Below are 12,493 nucleotides of genomic sequence, written 5' to 3'. Positions count from 1 at the left end.
CGGTAGCGACGCCCGGTCAGCCCCGGGCGGGTGGGTCGCCCGGCTCGCCCGTGCGGTCGGGCTCGGCCGCGCGCGGGTCCGGCTCGCCGGCCCGGGAGGCCAGCAGCCGGCGGTACGACGCCAGCCGCCGCCCGTCGGCCCGGCCGGCGGCCACCCAGGCGTCCAGCGCGCAGTCCGCCTCGTCGGCGGTGTGCGGGCAGTTCGGCGGGCAGTCGACGGTCCCCTCCACCAGGTCGGGGAAGCCGTGCAGCAGGCTGTCGGCGGAGACGTGGGCCAGCCCGAAACTGCGGACCCCGGGGGTGTCGACGATCCAGCCCGGGTCGCCGTCGGCCCCGGGACCGGCCGGCAGCCGCAGCGCCACCGCGCTGGTCGAGGTGTGCCGGCCCCGCCCGATCGCGCTGACCACGCCGACCGCCCGGTCGGCCTCCGGCACCAGCCGGTTGACCAGCGTCGACTTGCCCACCCCGGAGTGCCCGACCAGCACCGACACCCGGCCGGCGAGCAGCGCCCGCAGCGCGGCCAGGTCGGCGTCGGGGCGGATCAGCACGTACGGCAGCTCCAGCTCGGCGTAGTAGTCGAGCACCTGCTCCGGCCCGGCCAGGTCGGCCTTGGTCAGGCAGAGCAGCGGCTCGATGTCGGCGTCGTACGCGGCCACCAGGCAACGGTCGACGAACCCGGTCCGCGGCGGCGGGTCGGCCAGCGCGCTGACGATCACGAGCTGGTCGGCGTTGGCCACCACCACCCGTTCCAGCCGGCCCTCGGCGGTGGTCTCGTCGTCGTCGGCGGTGCGCCGCAGCACCGAGCGCCGGTCGGCGATCCGGACGATCCGGGCCAGCGCCCCGTCCGCCCCGGAGACGTCCCCGACCAGGCCCACCCGGTCGCCGACCACCACCGACTTGCGGCCCAGTTCCCGGGCCCGCATCGCGGTGACCGTCGGCGCGTCGGGGTCGGCCCCGTCCCGGACGCAGGTGTACCGGCCCCGGTCCACCGCGATCACGAAGCCGTCCACGGCGTCGGCGTGCCGGGGGCGGGTACGGGTACGGGGGCGCGACGACTTCCCGGGTCGTACCCGGACGTCGTCCTCGTCGTACTCGCGTCGCCTGGTCGCCAGGACCCGCCCCCTGTCGCGTCAGCTCTTGTTGGTCACCAGCTCCGACCATAGTGCCGGGAACTCGGGCATGGTCTTCGAGGTGCACCCGACGTCGTCGACCTCGACGCCGGGGACGGCCAGCCCGGCCACCGCGGCGGCGTGCGCCATCCGGTGGTCGTGGTAGGTCCGGAAGACCCCGCCGCGCAGGGGCCGGGGCCGGATCTCCAGCCCGTCGGGGGCCTCGGTGAGGTCCGCGCCGAGCGCGGTGAACTCCCGGGCCAGCGCGGCGAGCCGGTCCGTCTCGTGGCCCCGGATGTGGGCCACGCCGGTGAACCGCGACGGCGAGTCGGCGAGCATCGCCAACGCGGTCAGCACCGGGGTCAGCTCGCTGACCTCGGAGAGGTCGGCGTCGATCCCGTGCACCCGGCCGGTGCCGCGCACGGTCAGCCCGGCGGCGGTCACGGTGACCTCGCCCCCCATCCGCTGGAGCAGGGCGCGGAGCTGCTCGATCGGCTGCGCGCTGTGGTGCGGCCAGCCCTGGAGGGTCACCTCGCCGCCGGTGACCAGCGCGGCGGCGAAGAACGGCAGCGCGCCGGAGAGGTCCGGCTCGATCTCCCAGCCGCGCCCGGTCAGCGGGCCCGGCTCGACGGCCCAGACGTCGGGGGTGGTGTCGTCGACGGCCACCCCGGCGGCCCGCAGCATCTGCACGGTCATCCGCAGGTGCGGGGCGGACGGCACCGGCGGGCCGACGTGCCGCACCACCAGCCCCCGGTCGAACCGGGCGCCGACCAGCAGCAGGCCGGAGACGAGCTGGCTGGAGGCGGAGGCGTCGAGGACCACCTCGCCGCCGGTGACCCGCCCGGCGCCGAGCACGGTCAGCGGCAGGCTGCCGGTGGGCGGGGCGTCGACCCGGACGCCGAGCGAACGCAGCGCGCCGATCAGCGGGCCGAGCGGGCGGCGGCGGGCCTGCGGATCGCCGTCGAAGGTGATCCGCCCCTCGGCCAGGCCGGCGATCGGCGGGACGAAGCGCAGCACGGTGCCGGCCAGGCCGACGTCGACGTGCGCCGGCCCGACCAGCCGGTGCGCGCGGACCAGCCAGCGCGCGTCGTCGCTGGTCGACACGTGGGTGCCCAGGGCCCGCAGGGCGCCGGCCATCAGTTCGGTGTCCCGGGCGCGCAGCGGCCCGGCCAGCGTCGACGGCCCGGTGGCCAGCGCGCTGAGCACCAGCGCGCGGGCGGTCAGCGACTTGGAGCCGGGCAACCGGACGGCGGCCGTGACCGCCTCGGTGGCGGTCGGTGCGGTCCAGGGCTGCGGTGGCCGGGTGACGGTCGGGTTCCCCACGGTGTCCATTCTGCCGCGCTGGGTGTCCGGCCCGGCGGGTGTCGGCCCGGCTCCCGGTTGGCGGGACAGCGGCGCGGGGCGCGACCGGTTAGCGTGTGCGACATGTGCGGCAGGTACGCGACCACCCGGAACGCCGCCGACCTGAGCGCGGTGTTCGAGGCGTACGACAACACCGACGGCCGGATCAGGGCGGATCACAACGTCGCGCCCACCAACGGGGTGCCCGTGGTCCGGGTCGACCCCGACGGCCGGCGTGCCCTGGCGGTGCTGCGGTGGGGCCTGCTGCCGCCGTGGGCGAAGTCCCCGTCCGCCGGGTCGCGCATGATCAACGCGCGGGCCGAGACGGTCGCCACCAGCCGGGCCTACGCGGGCCCGTTCGCCCGCCGCCGCTGCCTGGTGCCGGCCGACGGCTGGTACGAGTGGGCCCGCACCGACCGGGGCAAGCAGCCCTACTACCTCACCCCGGCCGACGGGTCGGTGCTCGCCCTCGCCGGCATCTGGACCACCTGGTCCGCGCCGGACGGCCCGCTGGAGACGTTCAGCGTGCTCACCACCGCCGCGTTGGGCGGGCTCGCCGAGGTGCACGACCGGATGCCGCTGCTGCTGCCGCCGGAGCGCTGGGCGCCCTGGCTGGCGCCGACGGAGGACCCGGCCGGGCTGCTCACCCCACCCCCGGTGGCCTGGCTCGCCGGGCTGGAGATCCGGCCGGTCGGCCCCGCCGTGGGCAACGTCCGCAACAACGGGCCGGAGTTGACCGCCCGGGTTCCGATTTCCCGTCGACCCGAGGCGGCCGACCCGGCGCTCTTCTGAGCGGTGTCCGCACATTGTCGCGTACTAATTTGCCAGAGTTGCGGGCGAATCGTGGCGTGAGTGTTTAGCCATCTTTCCGGCAGAGGCTTGTGACCGTGTCCGAAAGTGCGATAGAACACAGCGCCGGTATGGGAGTCGATTCGCACGGGGCGAACGACGCTCATCGATCATGCCGGTCCCACGGGGGAGGTGGGTGGATGACAAGGGCACGTATGCCCCGTCCGCACGAGGTGGCCGCCGCGCGTCGGGACCCGCGGCTGCTGCGGGCGCTGCGCGAACGACGTTCCGACGATGCCTGGCGGACCAGGGGGACCTGCCAGAGCGTGGATCCGGAGACGTTCTTTCCGGCGCCGAACGAGCCGGCCGACACGGCGGTGTCGCTCTGTCGCAGCTGTGACGTGCAGGGTTCCTGTCTGGCCTGGGCGCTGGACGTCGGTGACTGCCACGGGGTCTGGGGCGGCACCACACCGCGCGAGCGGCGGGCGATGCTGGTCGCCTGGCGCAGCGAGGTCCAACCGGATCCGGAGGCCGCCGACGAGGCCGGTCCGCCGGTCCGCGACCGGCTGCTCACGCTCGTGCCGGTGAGCCGCTGAGTTCCGCCCGCCCGTCGGCCCCGGCCCACCGGATCGGGGCCGACGGGCGGCGCAGAATGGGGCGGTGCGCAGGACGGACGAGGACGAGATCGAGACGGCGCGCGGGCCGGCCCGCGCCGACACGGACCTGCCGGCCGGCCCGCCGACCGCGCTGCTGGTGCTCGGGCACGGGGCGGGGGGCGCGGTCGACGCGCCCGACCTGGTCGCCCTGCGGGACGCGGCGGTGGCGGCCGGCCTCGCGGTCGTCCGGGTGACCCAGCCGTACCGGGTCGCCGGTCGCCGGGCGCCCGCGCCGGCCGGGCACCTCGACGAGGCCTGGACGGAGGTCCTCGCGGCGGTGCGTGGCCGGCACCCGGCGGTGCCGGCCGTCCTGGTCGGCGGGCGCTCCAGCGGCGCCCGGGTGGCCTGCCGGACGGCGGTGGCGGTGGGCGCGGCCGGCGTCGTCGCGTTGGCCTTTCCGGAGCATCCGCCCGGCCGGCCGGAGCGCTCCCGGGCCGGCGAGCTGGCGACCGGCCTGCCGACCCTGGTGGTCAACGGCGACCGGGACCCGTTCGGGATTCCCGCGCCCACCGCGGCGGTGCAGGTGGTCCGCCGCCCCGGCGAGACCCACGACCTGCGGCGCGACCCCACCGGGACGGCCGCGGTGGTGGTCGACTGGCTGCGCGGGCGGGGCTGGGCGCGCTGAGCCGCCGCCCCCGCGCCGGGTCCACCACGCGGGGCGGCCGTGTCCGTCGCCCGCCGCGTCTCGTTGCACGGGTTGGTGTCGGGTCGCCCGGTCGGGTGACCCGGGGCCGCCCTCCCAGGCCCTTCCTGGTCCCTGCGCCGGTCGTGCCGAGCCAGGGGCCGGGAACGGGAGCGGGTACCGGGAGGAATGCGGCAGCCCTCCGGTCGCGTTGAAGCCCTCGGACGACGGATCACCGAGGGGGTGAGCGGGTGCCGACCGAGACACGGGAACGGGACGAACGGGGCGCACGACAGCTCAGGGAGTTGTTGGAGGGGCCGGAGTGGCCGGCGACGGCCAGCCCGGTCGGGCCGGGCGCACGGCGTACCGGCGTGGTGAGCACAGGCACACCGGCCGGAAGCGGATCTGTGGGCGGCTCGGGGCGCGTATCCTCGGCGGGAAAGCATCCGACGCGAGGGGATGTGCGGTTGACCACCGAGAAGACGGACGAACGCAGGGCGCGATTCGAGCGGGACGCGATGCCCTTCGTCGACCAGCTCTACGCGGCCGGGCTGCGGATGACCCGTAATCCGGCGGATGCCGAGGACCTGGTCCAGGAGACGTACCTGAAGGCGTACGCCGCCTTCCACCAGTTCGAGCAGGGTACGAACCTGAAGGCGTGGCTCTACCGGATCCTGACCAACACCTACATCAACTCGTACCGGAAGCGGCAGCGCCAGCCGATCCAGGCACCCACCGAGGAGATCACCGACTGGCAGCTCGCCGAGGCCGAGTCGCACACCTCCAGTGGGCTGCGCTCGGCGGAGACCGAGGCGCTGGACCGGCTCCCGGACAGCGACGTCAAGGAGGCCCTCCAGCAGTTGCCGGAGGAGTTCCGCCTGGCCGTCTACCTCACCGACGTCGAGGGCTTCTCCTACAAGGAGGTCGCCGACATCATGGGTACGCCGATCGGTACCGTGATGTCGCGGCTGCACCGTGGCCGACGCAACCTGCGCAAGCTGCTCGAGCGCTACGCGGCCGAGCGAGGCTTCTCCGCCGCACGTTCCGCGGGGGGCTCGACCGCCGCCGCCGGCCGGGAGGTGTGACGTGAGCTGTGGAGATCCGCACGAGACGCACTGCCGTGAGGTGCTCGCCGAGGTCTACCTCTACCTGGATCTGGAGTGCGCCGACGAGCGGCGGGAACGGATCCGGCACCACCTGGACGAGTGCGGCCCGTGCCTGCGGGAGTACGGCATCGAGCAGGAGGTACGGGCGCTGGTCGCCCGTTGCTGCGGCAACGAGACAGCGCCGGCACAGCTTCGCGAGCGGCTCCGGGTCCGGCTGACCGAACTGGTCGTCTTCGAGACCGCCGACCGCCGCGAACTGGCTGACTGACCACACCGACCCACCCCGCCGCCCCTCGTGGGCCGGTTCGTCGTGCCCCGAACGGGCCGAGTCGCCGGCCACCGGCGGCGGGGTGGATCGCGCCCCGGTCAGGAGTTGGGGCGCTTGCCGTGGTTGGCGCCGCTCTTCTTGCGGGCCTTCTTCTTGCGGGCCTTCTTCGCCATGGGACCTCCTCGTGCTGGTGACGGCCGGGCGCGCGGCTGGCGCGCCGGTGGTCGTGGACCGGGCCCCGGCGCCGCCGGGGTCCGACCCGCTGATGCTAGTTGGCGTCCCGGCCCCGGGCCGGTCGTGGGGTGGCCACCCACCCGACGGGTCCCGGTCATCCGGGCCGGGAGGACGGGCCCCGGGGTGCACAAACGTGATTGGATACCGTTCGCAGGCACACCGGTGCAGTGAGGAGGGCCGTGAGATGGCCGAGGAGATCCGCGCGGAGATGGTGGCGAACGTCTGGAAGGTCGTGGCGTCGGCCGGGGACACCGTGTCCGAGGGGGACACGCTGGTGATCCTGGAGTCGATGAAGATGGAGATCCCGGTGGTCGCCGAGTCCGACGGGGTCGTCGAGCAGCTCGCCGTGAACGAGGGCGACGTGGTGCAGGACGGCGACCTGATCGCGGTGATCGCTTGACCGGTGTGCGGGTCCGCGTCGCCGAGCCGGCCGAGTACCCGGCGGTGGCCCGGCTGACCATCGCCGCGTACGAGGCGGACGGTCAGCTCAAGGGCGGGAACGGCTACGAGACCGTACTCGCCGACGTGGCCACCCGGGCGGCCACCGGCGAGGTGCTGGTCGCCGTCGACGAGGCCGACGACGTGCTGCTCGGCACGGTGACCTTCCTGCTGCCCGGTACGCCCTTCGCCGAGGTCTGCGGTCCCGGCGAGGCGGAGTTCCGGATGCTCGCGGTGGATCCGGCCGCGCAGGGCCGGGGCGTCGGCGTGGCGCTGGTGGAGGCGTGCGTGACCCGGGCCCGTGAGCTGGGCAGCTCGGCGGTGGTGATCTGCGTACGGGCCGGGATGGCCGCCCCGGCGCAGCGGCTCTACCGGCGGACGGGCTTCGTCCGGCTGCCCGAGCGCGACTGGTCGCCACTGCCCGACGTCGACCTGCTCGCCCTCCGCCTCCCCCTCAACCCCTAACCCCGCCCCTCCCACTGCAAGATCGCGCAGAAGGGCGGGGGCGGGGAGGGGGTCAGGCGTTGCCGATGGGGGTGAGGAGTTCCTCGGCGACGGTCAGGGCCATCTCCAGCCGCCCCTGCTCGTCGAGTTCGGGGGCGCGTACCGCGAACCAGGTCGCGTGCACGGCGAACAGGGCCAGCGCGGCGCGCAACTGGGCGGCCGGGCTCTCGTCGCCCCGGGAGAGCACCCCGGCCAACTGGAACATCCGTTCCCGCATCTGCTGGCCGGCGACGAGGTTCTTCAGCGCGGTCTGGTTCTGCTCGAAGAACCGCATCACCAGGGGGCGCTCGTCGATGAACATCCGTTCGGCGTACCGGGCCACGACCGCGCGCCGGGTCGCCAGGGTGGCGGGCTGCTCCCGGGCCCAGGCGACCAGCTCGTCCATCCGGTCCAGCCGGTCGTCGACCACGCTGCTGACGATCTCGTCCTTGCTCTTGAAGTGGTAGTAGAGCGCGGCCTTGGTCACGTTCAGCCGCTCGGCGATCTCGCGCAGCGACGTCTTCTCGTACCCCTGCTCGGTGAAGAGCTCAAGGGCGACGGCCTTGATGCGCTCGCGGGTGCCGCCCGTGCCCTCCGCCACGGTGGTCCTCCAATCGGCTTGACGTCGCCCGGTCGTCAGCTTACCGTGCGGCAGGTAAGGGCGGACTAGCCGGTCGGCAAGTAAGTTCAACCCGGGGGAGCCTACCCATGGCCCAGGAGAGCCGGGACAGCGCACGTCCGAACGTGCGGCTCGTCCTCGTCGGTCTGATGATCGCGATGATGCTCGCGATGCTCGACAACATGATCGTCAGCACCGCGTTGCCGCGGATCGTCGGCGAGTTCGGCGGGCTGAACCACTTCACCTGGGTGGTCACCGCGTACGTGCTGGGCACCACGGTCTCCACCCCGATCTGGGGCAAGCTGGGTGACCTCTACGGCCGCAAGGGGGTCTTCCTCGCCTCGGTCGGGATCTTCCTGGTCGGCTCGGTGCTCTGCGGGATGGCCGGTTCGGCGGTGCTGGGCGGCCCCGACGGGGGCATGATGCAGCTCATCGCGTTCCGGGCGGTCCAGGGGCTGGGCGCCGGTGGGCTGATGGTCGGCGTGATGGCGATCATCGGCGACCTGGTGCCGCCCCGGGAGCGGGGCCGCTACCAGGGGCTGATCGCCGGCACCATGGCCGTCGCCATGGTCGCCGGCCCGCTGGTCGGCGGCTTCGTCACCGACCACCTCTCCTGGCGCTGGGCGTTCTACGTCAACCTGCCGGTCGGCGGGGTCGCGCTGGTGCTGCTGATCGTCACGCTGAAGCTGCCCCGGTACCGCACCGAGCACCGGATCGACTGGCTCGGCGCCAGCCTGCTCTCCGTCGGCATCACCGCGCTCGTGCTGATCACCACCTGGGGCGGGCACGAGTACGCCTGGCGCTCCCCGCAGATCCTCGGCCTGACCGCGCTGGCCGTGCTGAGCCTGGTGGCGTTCGGTGTCGTCGAGCGCCGGGCCGCCGAGCCGATCCTCCCGCTGCACCTCTTCGCCAACCGCAACTTCGCGCTGATCTCGGTGGTCGGTTTCCTGCTCGGCTTCGCCATGTACGGCGCGATGAACTTCCTGCCGCTGTACCAGCAGACCGTGCAGGGCGCCTCGGCCACCGGCAGCGGCCTGCTCCTGCTGCCGCTGATGTTCGGCATGCTGACCGTCTCCCTGGTGGTCGGCCGGGCGATCACCCGGACCGGCCGGTACCGGATCTTCCCGATCGTCGGCGGGGTGGTGATGACCGGCGGCATGGCGCTGCTGATCCTGCTGGACGTCGCCACCAGCCGGGTCGAGTCCTCGCTCTACCTGCTCGTGCTCGGCGTCGGCATGGGCTTCCTCATGCAGACCTCGATGCTGATCGCGCAAAACAGCGTCGAGCAGCGGGACCTCGGCGCGGCCAGCGGCGCGGCCACCTTCTTCCGGTCGATCGGCGGCTCGTTCGGCATCTCGCTGTTCGGTGCGATCTTCGCCAACCGGCTCGCCGGGTCGCCGGCCGGCGGCTCGTTCGGGGGCGGGGAGGCCGGCGCCGGGCTGGACCTGGAGCGACTGCGGGAACTCCCGGAACAGGCCCGTGAACTGGTGCTCGGCGGCCTCGCCGACGGGATCTCGCACGTCTTCGCCTGGGCGGTGCTGTTCACCGCGTTGATCCCGGTGCTGGCCTGGTTCATCCGCGAGGTGCCGCTGCGCTCCGCCGCCGACCCGACCGACGGCACCCCGCAGGAGCGGGCCGAGGCCGCGCTGGGCAAGACCCCGGTGGCCTGACCTGAGCCCGCGCGGCCCCGCGCCGCGTGGGCTCAGCCGGCGACGGTACGGCCGGTGAGGCGGTGCCAGAGTCGGCGCAGCGGCCCGGCCCGGCGGGCACCGGGTGGCCTCGGCCGCCCGCCGAGCAGCCGGTACGCCTGCTCGACCGCCGGCCGCTCCAGGTCGGGGGTGGCCAGGGCCAGGTACGCCAGCGAGGTGGCGATGGGCACCGGGCGCTCCCGACCCACGGCGGCCACGTCGGCGAGCCGCTCGGCGATCACCCGGGCCACGTCCGGGCGGACCGCCGGGTCCACCCAGGCCGCCGTGACCAGGGCGAACAGCGCCGCCTCGGTGACCCAGTCCTCCACTCCCCAGACCAGGTCCAGCAGCACCGCGCGGCGCACCGAGGACTCCCACGGCTCGTCGGTGCGGTGGTGCAGCAGCCCGAGGCAGGCCCAGACCTGCACGCAGCGCACCCAGAGCGACGGGTCCTGCCCGGCCAGCACCCGACCCAGCGCGGTGTCCGGCGCGGCGGGCGGGTGCACCAGCAGGCCGAGCAGGTCGGGCAGGTCGAGGGTGGCCAGCCCGACCGCCGCGTCGTACGCCGCCGGGGGGTGTGGCCAGGCCGGATGGGCCACGTGCTGGATCCGCCGGACCGCCTCGGCCGACGGCGGGGCCAGCGCGGGCACGACGGTGCCGTCCGCGTGGTGCCAGAGCCGCCGGGTGACCGGCCGCCGGGGCTCGTGCGGGTCGGGGCCGGGCACCCCGGTCGCCGGCTCGACGGTCAGCTCGGGTGCGGCGGTGGCGACGGTCCGCAGCGCGCTGGGCGGCTCCGGGGCGGTCAGCCGGACCAGGAGGTCGCCCGGGTCGGGGGAGTGGCGGTCGTGCAGGGCCCGGCGCAGCGCCCGCACCAGCGCGCCGCCGGGCGGGGTGAGCTGGCCCAGCCAGGGCCGGCTCCGGCAGCACTCGGCGAGGTCGCCGTGCTCGTGGGTGTCGTCGGGGTGGTCCCGGACGAAGTCCGCCAGCGCGACCAGGTGGGCCACCTCGCCGTCGCGCTGGAACCGCAGCCGGTGCGCGGTGTGCACCGCGCAGTCGAACGAGGGGTCGCGCTCCAGCGCCCGGTCGGTCCAGCGCAGCGCCTCGTCGAGCCGCCCGCTGTCGGCGAGGGTGCCGGCGATGTCGGCGTAGACGGCCAGGTCGTCCGGGTCGTGCGCGACGGCGCGGGTGAGCGCGGCGAGCGCCTCCCGGGTGCGGCCGGCGCTGCGGTACGCGTACCCGAGCCACACCTCGCCGAGTTTCGACGGCTGCGCGCGTACCCCCCGGGCGGCCCAGCGGATCGCCAGCTCGGTCTCGCCGACCCGGCGGGCCAGCGCGGAGGCCGCGCCCAGCAGCAGGCCGTGCTCGGGGTGGACGGTGACCGCGTTGCGGGCCAGCACCAGGTACGGGCCCAGCGCCGCCCGGCCGGCCGGGGGGACCGGGTCCGGCACGGCGGCGCAGATCTGCATCAGGATCCGGGCCGTGCGGTCGGGGTCGAGCCGTTCGGCCAGCTCCGGGGCGGTGACCCAGGGCACCCCGGCCCAGTCGACGGCGGGCGAGTGGCCGGTGGCGGCGGCCAGCAGGTCCAGCCCCTCGGCCGGCCGCCCGGCCGCCGCGAGCAGGTGCGCGCGGGCCACCACCGCGCCGACGAAGGCGTGGTGCTGCAACGGGAAGAGGTCGACCCCGCCCCCGCCGCCCACGGCGGCGAGCCGGGCCAGCGTCTCGTGCACCTCCGGCAGGGTCGGCGCCTGGGCCAGGGCGCCGGCGACGTGGCCGGCCGCGTGCTCCAGCTCGCCGGAGTCCAGCGCCAGCCGGGCCAGGGCCAGCTCCTCCGCCGCGGTCAGCGCGGCATCGTCCGCCTCGGACACGTCGCCCTCTCGCTCGTCGTGGTTTCCAGGGCTGGCAAAGCCTAGGGGATGACCCACCGAAACGGTGATCCACTGCGCATTACTGTTCGTTCGATTGCTCTGATCGACAGAATCATGCAAGACTGAGCATCGAACGCGCGGGAACCGCGCATGACTGTCAGACGCGCGGGAACCCGTCCCCGACCGGACGGACCGCCGCGCAGGGGGAGGGGATCGCCGTGACGGGTGCCGGAGCCGGCATGGCCGCTGACATCACCGAGCAGCCGGACGGCTACGCCCGACTGCTCTCCGCCGAGTACGCCGACCCGATCGCCCGGGTCGCCGCGGTGATCGCGCGACGCCGCCCCCGGCACGTGGTCTTCACCGCCCGGGGCACCTCCGACCACGCCGCCCTCTACGCGGCGTACCTGACCGAGATCCGGCTCGGGCTGCCCGCCGGGCTCGCCTCGCCGAGCGCGCTGACCGTCTTCGGCGCCCGCCCCGACTACTCCGACGCCCTGGTCGTCGGGGTCAGCCAGAGCGGCGGCTCGCCCGACCTGGCCGAGGTGCTCCGGGTGGCCCGTGCCTCCGGCGCGCTCACCCTCGCCGTCACCAACGCCCCCGACTCCCCGCTGGTCGCCGCCGCCGAACTCGCCGTCGACGTCGCCGCCGGGCACGAGCGGGCGGTGGCCGCCACCAAGACCTACACCGCCGAGCTGCTCGCCCTGCTGATGCTGGTGGAGGGGATCCGGGCCGGCGACGGGGTGCTGCCCGCCGAGGAGCGGGCCGCCCTCGACGCGCTGCCCGAGCTGGCCGCCCGCACCCTCGACGACGCCACCCCGGCCCAGCTCGCCCCCCGGTACCGGTTCGCCGCCCGGCTGGTCACCACCGGCCGGGGGTACGCGTACCCGACCGCCCGGGAGGCGGCGCTCAAGCTGATGGAAACCTCGTACCTGCCGGCGCTGGCCTTCTCCGGGGCCGACCTGCTGCACGGCCCGCTCGCCATGACCGACCCGGACGTGCCGGTGCTGGCCGTGATCGGCTCCGGCCCCGGCGGCCGGTCGATGCGCGAGGTGCTGCCCCGGCTCGGCGAGCGCGGCGCCGACGTGCTGGCGGTCGGCTCGGCCGACGTGGCCGCCTCCGCCCGGATGGTCGTCCCCGAGGTCGACGAGCGGTACGCCCCGCTGCTGGACATCCTGCCGGTGCAGCGCCTGGCGCTGGCGTTGGCCCTGGCCCGGGGCGAGGACCCGGACGCGCCGCGCGGGCTGAACAAGGTCACCGCGACGATGTGATCGGG

General features: G+C 75.0%; 14 protein-coding genes. 9 read left to right on the top strand and 5 right to left on the bottom strand.

Translation table 11 applies throughout. The features are described 5' to 3' along the window. Positions 1 to 16 precede the first annotated feature (16 nt). Both rsgA and aroA read right to left on the bottom strand, forming a co-directional pair. Positions 17 to 1,009, bottom strand: coding sequence for a ribosome small subunit-dependent GTPase A (gene rsgA, locus AWW66_RS05580; RefSeq protein WP_067360684.1), 993 nt, complete (start codon positions 1,007 to 1,009; stop codon positions 17 to 19). A 120-nt stretch (positions 1,010 to 1,129) separates the two neighbouring features. Then, positions 1,130 to 2,431 carry a 3-phosphoshikimate 1-carboxyvinyltransferase gene (aroA, locus tag AWW66_RS05575; protein ID WP_067360786.1) on the bottom strand — a complete coding sequence of 434 codons (1,302 nt, stop codon included), beginning with the start codon at positions 2,429 to 2,431 and terminating at the stop codon, positions 1,130 to 1,132. Positions 2,432 to 2,533: 102 nt separating this feature from the next. Between aroA and AWW66_RS05570 the strand changes: the two genes are divergently transcribed. The 5 genes from AWW66_RS05570 (at position 2,534) to rsrA (ending at position 5,890) form a co-directional block, all read left to right on the top strand. Next, the gene (locus tag AWW66_RS05570) at positions 2,534 to 3,241 is read left to right on the top strand and encodes an SOS response-associated peptidase (protein ID WP_067360681.1); all 708 of its coding nucleotides are present in this window, start codon (positions 2,534 to 2,536) and stop codon (positions 3,239 to 3,241) included. 197 nt (positions 3,242 to 3,438) lie between these two features. Next, positions 3,439 to 3,834 carry a WhiB family transcriptional regulator gene (locus tag AWW66_RS05565; protein ID WP_067360678.1) on the top strand — a complete coding sequence of 132 codons (396 nt, stop codon included), beginning with the start codon at positions 3,439 to 3,441 and terminating at the stop codon, positions 3,832 to 3,834. A 64-nt stretch (positions 3,835 to 3,898) separates the two neighbouring features. Continuing rightward, positions 3,899 to 4,519 carry an alpha/beta hydrolase family protein gene (locus AWW66_RS05560; RefSeq protein ID WP_067360675.1) on the top strand — a complete coding sequence of 207 codons (621 nt, stop codon included), beginning with the start codon at positions 3,899 to 3,901 and terminating at the stop codon, positions 4,517 to 4,519. A gap of 248 nt (positions 4,520 to 4,767) precedes the next feature. After that, a complete protein-coding gene (locus AWW66_RS05555) occupies positions 4,768 to 5,601 on the top strand; it encodes a sigma-70 family RNA polymerase sigma factor (protein WP_067360671.1) in 834 nt (277 codons plus the stop codon). A gap of 1 nt (position 5,602) precedes the next feature. Next, positions 5,603 to 5,890, top strand: a complete 288-nt coding sequence (gene rsrA / locus AWW66_RS05550) for a mycothiol system anti-sigma-R factor (protein ID WP_067360667.1) — start codon at positions 5,603 to 5,605, stop codon at positions 5,888 to 5,890. A gap of 98 nt (positions 5,891 to 5,988) precedes the next feature. Here the strand turns inward: rsrA and AWW66_RS36315 are convergent, their stop codons facing one another. Then, positions 5,989 to 6,063 (bottom strand): 50S ribosomal protein bL37, encoded by a 75-nt coding sequence (locus AWW66_RS36315; protein WP_369700219.1) that lies wholly within the window; start codon positions 6,061 to 6,063, stop codon positions 5,989 to 5,991. 245 nt (positions 6,064 to 6,308) lie between these two features. Here AWW66_RS36315 and AWW66_RS05545 point away from each other — a divergent pair, with 245 nt between their 5' ends. Both AWW66_RS05545 and AWW66_RS05540 read left to right on the top strand, forming a co-directional pair. Further along, positions 6,309 to 6,524, top strand: a complete 216-nt coding sequence (locus AWW66_RS05545) for a biotin/lipoyl-binding carrier protein (RefSeq protein ID WP_067360664.1) — start codon at positions 6,309 to 6,311, stop codon at positions 6,522 to 6,524. Next, positions 6,521 to 7,027 carry a GNAT family N-acetyltransferase gene (locus AWW66_RS05540; RefSeq protein WP_067360661.1) on the top strand — a complete coding sequence of 169 codons (507 nt, stop codon included), beginning with the start codon at positions 6,521 to 6,523 and terminating at the stop codon, positions 7,025 to 7,027. The genes AWW66_RS05545 and AWW66_RS05540 overlap by 4 nt, the downstream gene beginning before the upstream one ends. Before the next feature lie 52 nt (positions 7,028 to 7,079). Here AWW66_RS05540 and AWW66_RS05535 read toward each other — a convergent pair whose 3' ends face one another. Next, positions 7,080 to 7,646, bottom strand: coding sequence for a TetR/AcrR family transcriptional regulator (locus tag AWW66_RS05535; RefSeq protein ID WP_067360658.1), 567 nt, complete (start codon positions 7,644 to 7,646; stop codon positions 7,080 to 7,082). A gap of 107 nt (positions 7,647 to 7,753) precedes the next feature. Between AWW66_RS05535 and AWW66_RS05530 the strand changes: the two genes are divergently transcribed. Then, complete coding sequence (locus tag AWW66_RS05530; protein ID WP_067360655.1) at positions 7,754 to 9,334, top strand: MDR family MFS transporter; 1,581 nt, start codon at positions 7,754 to 7,756, stop codon at positions 9,332 to 9,334. A 32-nt stretch (positions 9,335 to 9,366) separates the two neighbouring features. Here the strand turns inward: AWW66_RS05530 and AWW66_RS05525 are convergent, their stop codons facing one another. Beyond that, on the bottom strand, positions 9,367 to 11,217 hold the full coding sequence (locus AWW66_RS05525) for a tetratricopeptide repeat protein (protein ID WP_067360652.1): 1,851 nt from the start codon (positions 11,215 to 11,217) through the stop codon (positions 9,367 to 9,369). A 239-nt stretch (positions 11,218 to 11,456) separates the two neighbouring features. On the opposite strand from AWW66_RS05525, the gene AWW66_RS05520 reads away from it, so the two are divergent. After that, positions 11,457 to 12,488 (top strand): SIS domain-containing protein, encoded by a 1,032-nt coding sequence (locus AWW66_RS05520; protein WP_067360649.1) that lies wholly within the window; start codon positions 11,457 to 11,459, stop codon positions 12,486 to 12,488. Positions 12,489 to 12,493: the final 5 nt, after the last annotated feature.

This window comes from Micromonospora rosaria (genome assembly GCF_001567585.1).
Classification (GTDB): domain Bacteria; phylum Actinomycetota; class Actinomycetes; order Mycobacteriales; family Micromonosporaceae; genus Micromonospora; species Micromonospora rosaria.
Note: the sequence above shows the minus strand (reverse complement) of the source record. Positions and strands in the feature narration are given on the sequence as shown.

Excerpts from the sequence above, each read along its gene's own strand:
- AWW66_RS05565 (WP_067360678.1), top strand. The coding sequence starts at position 3,439 with ATGACAAGGGCACGTATGCCCCGTCCGCACGAGGTGGCCGCCGCGCGT.
- AWW66_RS05530 (WP_067360655.1), top strand. The coding sequence starts at position 7,754 with ATGGCCCAGGAGAGCCGGGACAGCGCACGTCCGAACGTGCGGCTCGTC.
- AWW66_RS05545 (WP_067360664.1), top strand. The coding sequence starts at position 6,309 with ATGGCCGAGGAGATCCGCGCGGAGATGGTGGCGAACGTCTGGAAGGTC.
- AWW66_RS05520 (WP_067360649.1), top strand. The coding sequence starts at position 11,457 with ATGGCCGCTGACATCACCGAGCAGCCGGACGGCTACGCCCGACTGCTC.
- AWW66_RS05570 (WP_067360681.1), top strand. The coding sequence starts at position 2,534 with ATGTGCGGCAGGTACGCGACCACCCGGAACGCCGCCGACCTGAGCGCG.